The 12,704-nt window shown below is 71.3% G+C and carries 11 protein-coding genes; 3 read left to right on the top strand and 8 right to left on the bottom strand.

Features of this window, described 5'->3' with window-relative positions; translation table 11 throughout:
• Nucleotides 1–128: 128 nt before the first annotated feature.
• Both Air01nite_RS18145 and Air01nite_RS18140 read right to left on the bottom strand, forming a co-directional pair.
• Nucleotides 129–923: a GntR family transcriptional regulator gene (locus tag Air01nite_RS18145; RefSeq protein ID WP_203703758.1), complete on the bottom strand. Its 795-nt coding sequence runs from the start codon at nucleotides 921–923 to the stop codon at nucleotides 129–131.
• Between the two features lie 71 nt (nucleotides 924–994).
• Nucleotides 995–1,864 carry a PAC2 family protein gene (locus Air01nite_RS18140; RefSeq protein ID WP_203703756.1) on the bottom strand — a complete coding sequence of 290 codons (870 nt, stop codon included), beginning with the start codon at nucleotides 1,862–1,864 and terminating at the stop codon, nucleotides 995–997.
• 197 nt (nucleotides 1,865–2,061) lie between these two features.
• Between Air01nite_RS18140 and metH the strand changes: the two genes are divergently transcribed.
• Complete coding sequence (gene metH, locus Air01nite_RS18135) at nucleotides 2,062–5,571, top strand: methionine synthase (RefSeq protein WP_203703754.1); 3,510 nt, start codon at nucleotides 2,062–2,064, stop codon at nucleotides 5,569–5,571.
• Here the strand turns inward: metH and Air01nite_RS18130 are convergent.
• The 3 genes from Air01nite_RS18130 to Air01nite_RS18120 all read right to left on the bottom strand — a co-directional run bounded on the left by Air01nite_RS18130 (nucleotide 5,558) and on the right by Air01nite_RS18120 (nucleotide 7,707).
• A complete protein-coding gene (locus tag Air01nite_RS18130; RefSeq protein WP_203703753.1) occupies nucleotides 5,558–6,016 on the bottom strand; it encodes a hypothetical protein in 459 nt (152 codons plus the stop codon). The genes metH and Air01nite_RS18130 overlap by 14 nt on opposite strands.
• Nucleotides 6,017–6,088: 72 nt before the next feature.
• On the bottom strand, nucleotides 6,089–6,484 hold the full coding sequence (locus tag Air01nite_RS18125; protein ID WP_203703752.1) for a VOC family protein: 396 nt from the start codon (nucleotides 6,482–6,484) through the stop codon (nucleotides 6,089–6,091).
• Nucleotides 6,481–7,707, bottom strand: a complete 1,227-nt coding sequence (locus tag Air01nite_RS18120) for a hypothetical protein (protein WP_203703750.1) — start codon at nucleotides 7,705–7,707, stop codon at nucleotides 6,481–6,483. The genes Air01nite_RS18125 and Air01nite_RS18120 overlap by 4 nt, the downstream gene beginning before the upstream one ends.
• 67 nt (nucleotides 7,708–7,774) lie before the next feature.
• On the opposite strand from Air01nite_RS18120, the gene Air01nite_RS18115 reads away from it, so the two are divergent.
• A complete protein-coding gene (locus Air01nite_RS18115) occupies nucleotides 7,775–8,302 on the top strand; it encodes an SbtR family transcriptional regulator (protein ID WP_239090779.1) in 528 nt (175 codons plus the stop codon).
• Nucleotides 8,303–8,315: 13 nt separating this feature from the next.
• Here the strand turns inward: Air01nite_RS18115 and Air01nite_RS18110 are convergent, their stop codons facing one another.
• Entirely contained in the window at nucleotides 8,316–9,692 is a 1,377-nt protein-coding gene (locus Air01nite_RS18110) for an amidohydrolase family protein (RefSeq protein ID WP_203703749.1), read from the bottom strand.
• A complete protein-coding gene (locus Air01nite_RS18105) occupies nucleotides 9,689–10,876 on the bottom strand; it encodes an MFS transporter (RefSeq protein ID WP_203703747.1) in 1,188 nt (395 codons plus the stop codon). Before Air01nite_RS18105 ends, Air01nite_RS18110 begins: the two co-directional genes overlap by 4 nt.
• Before the next feature lie 81 nt (nucleotides 10,877–10,957).
• Here Air01nite_RS18105 and Air01nite_RS18100 point away from each other — a divergent pair, with 81 nt between their 5' ends.
• A complete protein-coding gene (locus Air01nite_RS18100; protein WP_203703746.1) occupies nucleotides 10,958–11,866 on the top strand; it encodes a LysR family transcriptional regulator in 909 nt (302 codons plus the stop codon).
• Here Air01nite_RS18100 and sigJ read toward each other — a convergent pair.
• Nucleotides 11,808–12,683, bottom strand: coding sequence for an RNA polymerase sigma factor SigJ (sigJ, locus tag Air01nite_RS18095; protein WP_239090778.1), 876 nt, complete (start codon nucleotides 12,681–12,683; stop codon nucleotides 11,808–11,810). The genes Air01nite_RS18100 and sigJ overlap by 59 nt on opposite strands.
• Between the last annotated feature and the right edge of the window lie 21 nt (nucleotides 12,684–12,704).

Here is a 12,704-nt window from a genome sequence, read left to right as displayed (position 1 = left end):
GCCGCAACGCTGGGGGTTGCCGCAACCCGGGTGGCGGTTGCCGCAACGCTGGGGTGGGCGCTGCCTCAAGAACAGCCAGCGGTTGCGGCAACCGCCGCAACCGCGTCTTCCGGTCTGGGCGCCGACCGCTAACCCAGGGCGAGCCCTGGTTCGTCGTCCGGTGCGTCCTCGACCGGGCCCGGGATCTTGTAGTTCTCCGTGAGCGTCGTCATCGGGCCCGGCCACGTGGCCTGGCTGACCTCGATCGCGCGGTGTTTGTCGTCGTAGGCCACGTGCAGCAAATGCAGCACCGGCGTGTCGCCGCGGATCTGGAGGATCTCGGCCTCGTCGCGGTCCGGTTGGCGGGCGGTGATCACGTCCGTCGCGGTCGCGTAGCGGCGGCCGAGCGCCTCCTCGGCCTCCTGGTACAGCGGCCGGCCGAAGCCCTCGAAGCGTTCCAGGCTCGTGCCCGCCGCGTCCTCGACCCGGAACCAGGCCGCACCGATCTCGACCGGCACGTCGTCGGTGCGCACCAGGTGCCGGCGGACCAGCAGGGGGGTGTGGTCGGCGACCCCGAACGCGTCCGCGACCTCCGGTGGTGCCGGTGCCCGGCCGACCTCCGTGAGGTGCTGCCGGTACCGCGCCGCCAGGTCCGCGTGGTAGCCGCGGTGGCCGCCGTAGCGACCCCGGGACAGCCGGTTGAGGCGGCGTTTGGTGCCGCGGACGTACGTACCCGATCCAGGTTTGGTGATCAGCACGCCCTCGACCCGCAGCTGGTCGATGCTGCGCTGGAGTGTCTGCTTCGCGACACCGAACGTCTCGGCCAGCGCCGGTATGGACGGCAACCGCTCGCCGGCCGCCCAGTCACCGCGGCGGATCTGGGCCTTGATCTGCTCGGCTATCTGGCGGTGCGGCGCCTCGGCGGCACCCGGGTTGCTCTGCATGGCGCGACCTCCCGCGTGGCGATGATCCTAGGATGCACCACCACGCGCCAGGCCGCGCCCGGCGACACGCCCTACCAGGAGCCGGCGGTCGGGCCGGCCGAACCGCCGCGGCGGCGCAGGTACTTCTCGAACTCCTGGGCGATCTCGTCGCCGCTCACCGTCTGGATGCCGGCGTCGCCGGCCCGCTCCTCCAGCTCGCGCACGTATTCGCCCAGCTCAGCGTCCTGCTCGGCGGCGGCACGCACCCGCTGCTCCCACTCCGCCGACTCCTCGGCCAGGTCGGCCATCGGCACCGGCAGGTCGAGCACCTCTTCGACCCGGTGCAGCAGGGCCAGCGTCGCCTTGGGGCAGGGCGGGTTGTTGGCGTAGTGCGGCACGTGCACCCAGAAACTCAGCGCGTCGACCTCGGCGCGCTGGCAGGCGTCGTGGAGCACGCCCACGATGCCGGTCGGGCCGTCGTACCGCGTCGGGGTGAGCTGGTAGCGGTCGGCGGCGTCCTTGTCGGACGCGCTGCCGCTGATCGGCAGGGGCCGGGTGTAAGGGACGTCGGCCAGCAGCGCGCCGAGCAGCACCACCCGGTTGATCTCCAGGCTGTGGCACAGCTCGAGCACCTGCTCGCAGAACGTGCGCCAGCGCATGCTCGGCTCGATGCCCCGGATCAGCACGACGTCGCGCTCGACGCCGTCGATGCTCGCCCGCATGAACCGGGTGGTCGGCCACTCGATCCGCCGGGTCTCGCCGTCGGCCATGGTGATGGTCGGCCGGCTGACCTGGAAGTCGTAGAAGTCCTCGGGATCGAGCGCCGCGATCTCGCGGGCGCCCCACACCTGTTCGAGGTGTTCGACCGCGGCCGTCGAGGCGTCGGCGGCGTCGTTCCACCCCTCGAACGCCGCGATCGCGACGGGGGAGCGCAGCTCGGGCAGGCCGTCGAACTCGGTCATCCCAACGCCTCCGTCCACCGTGTCGCTCCGGTCGCCTTAGTGGTCCACACGTTCACCAAGCCAGCCTACGTGGCCCCGCTAGTCAGGGCTCGGCGGCGCGGCGCGGGTGGGTGGTCCGACGCGACCTCCGTCACAGCCGCGTATCGGGTTGGATCATCGCTTCCTGCGCGAATCGGACTACCTATTAGCCTGAGAGGGTGTCGACTTCGTTCCTTGACGCGCTCGCCGGCCGGGTCCTGATCGCCGACGGCGCCATGGGCACCATGCTCCAGGCCGCCGACCTGACGCTCGACGACTTCGAGGGGCACGAAGGCTGCAACGAGGTGCTCAACGTGACCCGGCCCGAGGTGGTCGGCGGGGTGCACGACGCCTATCTGGCGGCGGGTGCCGACTGCGTGGAGACCAACACCTTCGGAGCCAATCTCGGAAACCTCGGGGAGTACGGGATCGAGTCGCGGATTCGTGAGCTGGCCGAGGCCGGCGCCCGGATCGCGCGGGCCTCGGCGGACCGGTTCGCCACGGTCGAGAGGCCACGGTTCGTGCTCGGGTCGATGGGCCCGGGCACCAAGCTGCCGACGCTGGGGCACACGGACTACCGGACGCTGCGCGACGCGTACCAGGAGAATGCCCTGGGTCTGCTGCTCGGCGGCTCCGACGCTTTGATCATCGAGACCTGCCAGGACCTGCTGCAGCTCAAGTCGGCTGCCAACGGCGCGCGCCGGGCGATGGCCGGCGCGGGGCGCGAGGTGCCGGTGATCGCCCACGTGACGGTCGAGACCACCGGGACGATGCTGCTCGGCAGTGAGATCGGGGCGGCGCTGACCGCGATCGAGCCCCTGGGTGTCGACCTGATCGGGCTGAACTGCGCCACCGGGCCGGCGGAGATGACCGAGCACCTGCGGTACCTGGCGCAGCATTCGCGCGTACCCCTGTCGGTGATGCCCAATGCGGGGTTGCCGCAACTCACCGCGGACGGTGCGTACTACCCGTTGACCCCGGCCGAGCTCGCGGACGCGCTGGGTTCGTTCGTCTCCGACTACGGCGCCGCGCTGGTCGGCGGGTGTTGCGGCACCACGCCCGAGCACATCTCGGCCGTGGTCGCGGCGCTCGGCGTGGGCGCGCAGCACCCGACCCGGGAGGCCACCGACGAGCCGGGAGTGTCCTCGATCTATCACCACGTGCCGTTCGTGCAGGACGCCGGCGTGCTGATGGTGGGAGAGCGGACAAACGCCAACGGCTCGAAGGCGTTCCGCGAGGCGATGCTGGCCGGCGACTGGCAGGCGTGCGTGGAGATGGCCCGGTCGCAGGCGCGGGACGGGTCGCACCTGCTCGACCTGTGCGTCGACTACGTCGGCCGGGACGGCGCCGTGGACATGAAGGAGCTGGCGGGCCGGTTCGCGACCGCGTCGACGCTGCCGATCATGTTGGACTCGACCGAGCCGGCCGTCGTCGAGGCCGGGCTGGAGATGCTCGGCGGGCGGTGCGTGGTCAACTCGGTCAACTTCGAGGACGGCGACGGGCCGACGTCCCGTTACGCGCGGGTGATGCCGATCGTCCGGGAGCACGGCGCGGCGGTCGTCGCCCTGCTGATCGACGAGGAGGGTCAGGCCCGAACAGCCGATTGGAAGGTACGCGTCGCGCGGCGGCTGATCGACGACCTGACCGGCCGGTGGGGGATGCGGCGGTCGGACATCCTGATCGACGCGCTGACGTTCCCGATCGCGACGGGCCAGGAGGAGACCCGGCGGGACGGGATCGAGACGATCAACGCGATCCGGGAGATCGCCTCGCTGTATCCCGGCGTCAACTTCACGCTCGGCATCTCGAACATCTCGTTCGGCCTGAACCCGGCGGCCCGGCAGGTGCTCAACTCGGTGTTCCTGAGCGAGTGCGTCGACGCGGGTCTGACCAGCGCGATCGTGCACGCGAGCAAGATCCTGCCGATGTCGAGGATCCCTTCGCGGCAGCGGGACGTCGCCCTTGACCTGGTCTACGACCGGCGCAGGCCGGGTTACGACCCGGTGCAGGAGTTCATCGCGCTGTTCGAGGGCGTGGACGTGGCTTCGGCGCGGGCGTCGCGGGCGGCCGAGCTGGCGGCGCTGCCGTTGGACGAGCGGCTGAAGCGGCGGATCGTCGACGGGGAGCGGTCGGGGCTGGAGTCCGACCTGTCCGCGGCTCTGGAGTCCCGGACGGCGTTGGACATCATCAACGACACGCTGCTCGACGGCATGAAGGTGGTCGGGGAGCTGTTCGGCTCGGGCCAGATGCAGCTGCCGTTCGTGCTGCAGTCGGCCGAGGTGATGAAGACCGCGGTCGCCTACCTGGAGCCGCACATCGAGAAGGCGGACGACGACCAGGGCAAGGGCCGGATCGTCCTGGCGACGGTCAAGGGCGACGTGCACGACATCGGCAAGAACCTGGTCGACATCATCCTTTCCAACAATGGGTACGAGGTCGTCAACATCGGCATCAAGCAGCCGATCGCGTCGATCCTGGAGGCCGCGGAGTCCCAAGACGCGGATGCGATCGGCATGTCGGGACTGCTCGTGAAGAGCACGGTGGTGATGAAGGAGAACCTGCAGGAGATGCTCTCGCGCGGTGTGGCCACTCGGTGGCCGGTGTTGTTGGGCGGCGCCGCACTGACGCGCTCCTATGTGGAGGATGACCTTCGGTCGCTGTTCGTCGGCGGCGAGGTCCATTACGCGCGGGACGCGTTCGAGGGTCTGTCCCTGATGGACCGTGTGATGACGGCGCGGCGTGGCGGTGCACCCGTGGTCGACCCAGCGCGTGAGGCCGCGCTCGCGGCTCGGCGGGCCCGCCGGGAGCGGCAGCGCGCGTCGGTGACGGAGAACCTGCCGCCGCTGGAGGACGCCTCGGTGCGCTCGGACGTGTCGACGGACGTGGACATCCCGACGGCGCCGTTCCTCGGCACGCGGGTGGTGAAGGGCGTGCCGCTGGCCTCGTACGCGGCGCTCCTGGACGAGCGGGCCCTGTTCCTGGGCCAGTGGGGTCTGCGCGGCGCCCGGGGTTCGGGACCGTCCTATGAGGAGCTGGTGGAGGCGGAGGGCCGCCCGCGCTTGCGTTATTGGTTGGACCGCCTGGCCGCCGACCAGGTCCTGGAGGCGTCGGTGGTCTACGGCTACTTCCCGGCGCGCTCGTCGGGCAACGACCTGATCGTCCTGTCGCCGGACGGCGCGTCGGAGCTGACCCGCTTCTCGTTCCCGCGCCAACGCCAGGAACGCCGCCTGTGCCTGGCCGACTTCTTCTCGTCTGGCCAGGATGTGGTCGCCCTGCAACTGGTCACGGTGGGCCAGCCCATCAGCGAGTACACGGCGAAGCTGTTCGCCCGCAACGAGTACCGCGACTACCTGGAGGTCCACGGCCTGTCGGTCCAGCTGACGGAGGCGCTGGCCGAGTATTGGCACCAACGGGTCCGCTCTGAACTGACGCTCCCCTCGGGCGAAAGCGTGGGCGCGGAGGACCCGCCGACGCTGGCGGGCCTGCTCCGCACGGACTACCGGGGTTGCCGCTACGCCTTCGGCTACCCGGCGTGCCCGGACCTGGAGGACCGCGCGAAGGTAGTGGACCTCCTGGACGCGTCCCGCATCGGCGTAACACTGTCGGAGGAGTTCCAACTAACCCCGGAACAGGCCACAGACGCGATCATCGTCCACCACCCGGAAGCCAACTACTTCAACGCGAAGTAGCCGGCGAGGCGGTAAGGACGTGGAGCACTCGGGAGTTCTCGTTCCACCGATCGGCCGTCATGTCGTCGCTGTTGGCGTTGGCGAGGACGGTGGCTCGCGCACACGCGACGAATCCGGCCTCGGCCTGCGGCGGCGACGGCGACGGCGACGGCGACGGTAGAGCCAAGCAGAGGATTTGGGCTTGGATGCGGGCAGGCACCTGCGCGAAGGCAAGAACGCTGGCACGGGTGTCGTGGTCAGCGCGTTGAAGGACCAGCGGCTGACACGAAGCCCGCACTTTCACCGCGACGACGCCTTCGAACAGAACGTTGAGGTGCTCATCGTGATTTCCCTCAGCGCGGGCGTGCAGCAGTAGCTGCGAATGGCCGATGCCGTAACTCCACAACCGAAACGACCGATCCAACGCAACGGATTCCATCGCCGAATCATGAAACACCGGCGTCATGGCCGCGATGGCGCTGGTCCGCCGGGCGTACGTTGCGAGATGCGGGCGCCGATGTCCGCCCGCAATCCCCTGTTAGGAAGCGACGAGCTCGGCCTCGAAGCCGTCCGTGTCCTCCATGTAGGCGGCGTAGGTGTCCGGGCCGCCGGCGTGGGGGTGGCGGTCCGGGAAGAGCAGCGTCCAGCCGTGTTTCGGCGCCTCGTCGACCAGGGCGTCGACCTCCGCCCGTGAGGCGACGTGGAACGCCAGGTGGTTGAGGCCCGGGCGGAGGCGGTCGTGGGTGTCGGCGCTCAGGGCCGGCGACTGTTCCACGACCACATACGTCGGGCCCAGGCGCCAGCTCCGGCCCGCCGGCCAGTCCTGGAACTGCTCGTAGCCCAAGGCCGTCAGCAGCCAACCCCATGAGGTCACCGCGCGGTTGAGGTCGGGGACCCAGAGCTCGACGTGGTGCAGGGTGCCGGTCGTCGTCACGCGTCCAGCTTTCCCTCGCCGGCCGGTGGCGGCTGTTCGGGCGTGGCCGGTGGCGGCGGCGAGACGTGTGCGGAAGGGTCCGGGCAGATGACGTAGGGCATGGGCTGCGGGTAGCCGGGGAACGGCTGGCCGGGCATCGGGTAGCCGAAGACCGGCTGACCCGGCACGAACGCCAGGTCCGCTCCGGAAGGCTGTGCCGGCACCGACGCCGGGTGCGGCTCAGACGGCTGAACCGGCACGGACGTCGGGTCCACCACCGATTGCTCACCCGGCATCGACGCCGGGTCCGCCCCGGAGGCAGGCACCGACGTCGGGTCCACCGCGGCCGCCGCCGACGGCTGGCCTGGCACGGTCGCCGGGTAGGCGCCGAACGGCTGGCCCGGGACGGTCGCCGGGTAGGCGCCGAACGGCTGGCCTGGCACGGACGCTGGGTAGGCGCCGAACGGCTGGCCTGGCACGGACGCCGGGTAGACGCCGAACGGCTGGCCCGGCACGGACGCCGGGTAGACGCTGAACGGCTGACCAGGCATGGGCGCGGCGTACGCGCTGTAGGGCTGGCCGGGCATCAGGGTCGGGTAGGAGCCGACCGGCCAGTTCGGGGACGGTGTGCGCGGAGCGAAGAAGCGGTGGGCCGGCGGGACCACGATCAAGATCACGATCGCGATGACCAGGATCATCTCCAGCAGGCCGCCCAGTGACAGGCCCGCGAAGAAGGCTTCCTCGGTCGATGTCGTCTGCTCGTACAGGACCTCGAAGAACCGCGCTTCCTCGTACGGCATGGCCTCCGGGTCGACGTACCCGATGTCGGGGCCGGTCAGGAAGAACGGGAAGATCACCATGCTGCCGACGCAGGGCAGTAGGCACGCCACGAAGTGCAGGCCCGACACGATGAACGTGACGATCCGGGCCGCGTTGCTGCCCCGGCGCAGCGGCCACGCCGTGGCCGCGAAGGCTAGTGAACCCACCAGGAACACGCTGCCGACGACCGCGGCCATGACCATGTTGCTGGTGCGCTCGCTGCTCACGTCCGCCGGGTCGACGTCGGGCACCAGTTCCACCGCGCGGTCGATCAGCTGGTCGAAGTAGACGGCGTACGCCACCGTCAGTCCGACCATGAGGAACAAGAGGAGGGCCGCCGCGAGCTGGAGCCAGAACGCGACGGTCACCGTGGTGGGGCGCGGCGGCCGGGCGGCGGGCGGTGCATCGGCGGTGATCATGGTCATGGCTCGCCAACCTACGGGCTGCCGTGGCGCGCCGGTTCCTCCGTTCGGGCCATCTATAGTCCGGGTCGTGCGGGCCGACGCCGCGCGTAACCGGGCGCGCATCCTGGCCGCCGCCGAGGCGGTGTTCGCCGAGCGTGGCGCGGCCGGGTCGACCGAAGAGGTGGCCAGCCGGGCCGGCGTCGCCGTCGGCACGGTGTTCCGGCACTTCCCCACAAAGGACGACCTGCTCCGGGCCGTCATGAAGGACCTGCTCGACCGCCTGCACGCACAGGTGGACGCGCTGACCGCAGCGGATCCCGGCGCAGCGCTCTTCCGGTTCTTCGAGCACCTCGTCGCCCAGGCGGCGGCCAAACGGGCCGTTGTCGAACTGCTCGGGCTCGCGGTGGACGAGCCGCTGCGCGGCTTCACCGACGCCGTCGCGGGCCTGCTGGCGGCGGGTCAGCGGGCCGGCACCGTCCGCGCCGAGGTGGGCACGGCCGAGACGATGGCTCTGCTGACCAGCATCACCCAGGGCGCCCTGCACGGCGGCTGGTCACCCGACCTGCAGCGCCGCACGCTCGCCATCGTCTTCGCCGGCCTGCGACCAACGGGCTAGGACCGAGGTCGAGCTAGACCGCCCACGAAGGCCCGAGGGCGTCGGCGAGGTTGGCGCGGCCGAGCACCCGCAGCCGGGACGACTCGATCAGCTCCCGCGCCTGCTCCGCCAACGGCCCGACCAGCCGCCCACCGCGCTTGACCACCACACCGTCGACCAGCACCGTATCCACATCGGACGAGCCCGCGTTGAGCACGAGAGTCGTCGCAGGATCGTTCAAGGGCGTCAGATGCGGCCCCGAGACGTCCACGAGGATGATGTCGGCCCGCTTGCCCGGCCGCAGCGTGCCGATCCGGTCCTGCATGCCCCACGCCGCCGCGCCGCCGACGGTGGCGAACCGGAGCACGTCGCGCTGGTCGAGCTCCACGGTGGACGGCGGCTCGTCCCGCTCCAGCGCGGCGGCATTGGCCCGCGCCCGCTCCGCGGCGAGTGCGAGACGCATCTCACTGAACAGGTCCGCACCCGAACCGGCGATCGTGTCGGTGCCGAACGACGGCAGCAGGCCGTGCGACAGGGCGCGGCCCACGAGCGGGAACGTGCCCATCGCCATCGTCATGTCGATCGTCGGGCACGGGGTGACCGCACCGCCGGTCGCGGCGATCCGGCGCAGGTCGTCGTCGCTGAACTGGGCGCCGTGTGCGTGATGCACGTCCGGGCCGAGCAGGTCCAGCCGCTTCAGCGTGTCGATCGTCCGGTATTTCCGCAGGTAGCCGGGGATCCCGGAATGCATGCTGATCGGCACGCCGAGTTCGCGCGCCAACCCGAAGTCGTGTGCCGTCGTCGACGGTGAGGCGAACTCCGGGCCGCGCAGGGCCAGGCCCATGGTGACCAGCGCGCTGTCGTCGCCCAGTTCCGCGCGCATCCGGCGCACGTCGTCGGGGTGAGGCTCGGTGCTTTCGACGAACCACTTCACGACGCCCTGGCCGACCGGCGGTCCATAGAGGAACACCGCGCGGATGCCCGAGTCTCGCAGCGCCCGCACGTTCTCGTCGGCGTGTGCCGGCGTCGTGACGATGTGGGACCAGTCGGCGACCGTGGTGATGCCCGCGTTGAGCGCCTTCAACGCGCCCCACAGCACGCCGGCGTAGACATCCTCGGGCGAGTACTTGTCGACCAGCGCGCCGAGCACCACGCCGAAGTAGCCGCCGAGGGACTGGCCGCCGGCCGCGCCGCCGATCGCGCCCTGCCACACGTGCCGGTGCGAGTCGACGAGTCCCGGCAGCGCCACCTTTCCGGCCGCGTCGATGACCGTCGCGCCGGGTTCGACGGCGAGATCGGTGCCGAGAGCACTGATCTCGCCGTCGACCACGCGGATGTCCGCGCGGCGCAGGTCACCGAGTTCGTCGTCCATGGTGACGACGTGCGCGCCGCGGATGATGGTGGTGGTCATGGGATCTCCAACAATGAGTCAGGCCGCAACCGGACGGCTGCGACGGCGACCAGGGCAAGAAGGCCGGCCAGCGCGAACCCGGTCAGCGCCGCGCGGGTGCCGGCGACCTCGCTGAGCACGCCGAGCCCGATCACCGGCAGGGCCAGCCCGGCGTACCCGGTGACGAAGAAGGTGGCCAGCGTCCCGGCTCGGCGGTCGAGTGGGCTGAGCTGCACCACGGTGGTCAGGCAGGCGCGCAGCAGCAGGCCCGCGGCGGCACCGGTGACCGCGCCGCCCGTGACGAACGCGCTCAGCGAGCCGACCCAGACCCCGAGCAGGATGAGGCCCAGACCGACGGGCATCGTCGCTGCGGAGGCGGCCACGGCGGGCCGGGGCGGCAGCCGGCGCAGCCCGACCTGAGCGGCGGCGCCGGCGCCGAGCCCGAGGAAGGCGACCAGCCCGGCCAGCGCGTGCGACCGGTAGCCGAGGATGCCCGACAGGAAGGTCGGGCTCAGCGCGCTGAACACACCGAACATCGCGAACGCCACGAGGCCGCCGAGGCAGGAGGCGACGAAGCGCCGCTCGCCCACCAACGCCAGCGGGCGGGCGGCGGGCCCGCCGGACGGCGTGGCGGTCTCCGGCACCGCGGCCAGCAGCACGGCGGCCGCCGCGAGGACGATCCCGATCACGATGTACGGCAGGTGCAGAGGCGCGGGAGCCCACTCGGCGAGCACGCCCGACAGCAGCGGGCCGGCCGCGATGCCGCCGAGGTTGGCCGCGGTGGCGACGACCTCCGCCTGCCGCGGGTCGCCGTCCGGCGCGGCCCGCCGGCGCAGCTCGATCAGGTAGGCGGTGGCGGGGCCGGACAGCAGGCCGACGGACAGCCCGGAGAACACCCGCGCGGTCAGCAGGCCGGGCAGGTCCGGCCAGGCCAGGAACACCGCGCAGGCGAGCAGTTGCAGGGCCAGTGCCGCGCCGAGCACCGGGCGCCGCCGCAGCCGGTCGGCGTGGGCGCCCGCGACGAGCAGACCCGCGACCACGCCGACGACGTACACAGCGAAAACAACGCTGATCATGGTCGTACCGAAATGGTCGCGGTGCTGATAGAGGACGTAGAGCGGGGTCGGCACCGAGCCGCCCGTGGTGGTGGCGGCGTAGGCGAGGGCGACCAGGGCGAAGCCGGCGCGGTGGGTGGTGCGGGGCATGAGCCGAGTCTGACCAGGTGATCCATCGGGATCCAACATCAAGTTTGGATGTGTTTATCGGATCTTGGAATAATTGGCTCCGTGGACATCCGCAAGCTCGAGGTCTTCACGACGGTCGCCGAGGAGCGCAGCTTCACCCGCGCCGCCGCGAAGCTGCACACCGCCCAGTCCGGCGTCTCGACCGCGATCCGGGCGCTGGAACGCGACCTCGGCACGACGCTGCTCGACCGCACCACCCAGCGGGTCGAGCTGACCGAGGCGGGCCACGCGCTGCTGCCGGAGGCCCTGCGCATCCTCGCGGCCGTCGAGGCCGCCCGGGAGACGGTGACGCAGGTGGGTCAGGGCCTCCGCGGCCGGCTGCGGCTGGGCATTCTCTACAACCTGACCCCTGGTCGGGTACGCGAGGCGCTGGTCACGTTCCGCGCCGAACTGCCCGGCGTCGAGCTGTGGCTGAGCGCGCCGGGCCCGCGCGGCACCCTCGACCACCTGGAGCGCCTGCGCGAGGGATCGCTGGAGCTGGCCGTCGTGCTCACCCACGGCCCGGTGCCGGGCATCGACCAGCAGGTGCTGGCCAGCGAGGAGGTGGTGCTGGCGTGCCTGCCCGACCATCCGCTGCCCGACGACGAGGTCGACCTCGCCGACCTCGCCGGCGAGGCGTTCATCGAGTTCCCGCCGGGCTGGGGCGTGCGCAGTGCGGTCGACCGGGCCTACGGGGCGGCGGGCCTGACCCGGCGGATCACCGTACAGATGAATGACCTTTCGACGATCGTCGACCTGGTCCGGCTCGGGCTCGGTGTCGCGTTCATCCCGCGCTCGTTCGCCGAGCAGACCGAGGACCTGCGGTTCGTGCGGGTGCGGGGCGACCGGCCGGCGTACGACATCGCCCTCGCGACCGCCACCGACCGACCGCTGGGACCGATCGCCCGCAGGTTCATGCGGATCGCCAGGGGCGCAGCTTCTCCGGGTTCCGCACGGCCCAGAGGTGCGTGATCCGGTCGCCCGCCAGCTCGAACGCGATCACCGCGCCGAGCTCGCCGTGCTGCTGCACGACCAGGCCGGGCTGGCCGTTGACCGTGCGCTCGACGAGCTCTAGATCCGGCGCCCGCAGGGCCAGGTCGACGAAGTAGCGCGCGATCTCCTCGGCGCCGACGATCGGGTGCGGCGCGGCGCTGACCAGGCCGCCGCCGTCGGCGACCGCGGTGGTCTCCGGGTCGAGCAGCCCGACCAGGGCCTTGATGTCGCGGGCCTCCCAGGCCTGCTTGAACTCCCGCACCACACCGGCCCGCCGGGCGGCGTCGGGCGTCGTCGGCGGCTGGGCGTCGCGGACCCGCTTGCGGGCCGAAGAGGCGAGCTGGCGGCAGGCGGCGGTCGACCGGCCGACGATCTGACCGACCTCGTCGAACGGGTAGCGGAACACGTCGTGGAGCACGAACGCGACCCGCTCGGCCGGCGTCATCGAGTCCAGGACCACGAGGAAGGCCATGCTGACCGACTCGTCTAGCGTGATTCGGTCCGCCGGGTCGACGATGCCGGTGTCCTCGGGCAGGGGCTCGGGAATCCACTCGCCGACATAGCGCTCGCGCCTGGCCCGGGCCGACTTGAGCTGGTCGAGACAGATGCGACTCGCCACGGTGGTCAGCCAGGCCGCCGGTGTGTCGATCGCCTCCTGTTGCTGGCGGGACAGGGCGTACCAACGGGCATAGGTCTCCTGCACGACGTCCTCGGCGTCGGCCAGGGAGCCGAGCATCCGGTACGCGAGGTTGATCAGCTGCCGCCGCTCGCTCATGATCTCGCTCAGGTCCGCCATCGTGTGTCTCCCCTCGTCCTT

It is taken from the genome of Asanoa iriomotensis, from assembly GCF_016862515.1.
GTDB classification, from domain to species: domain Bacteria; phylum Actinomycetota; class Actinomycetes; order Mycobacteriales; family Micromonosporaceae; genus Asanoa; species Asanoa iriomotensis.
This window is presented reverse-complemented; position numbering and strand designations above follow the sequence as displayed.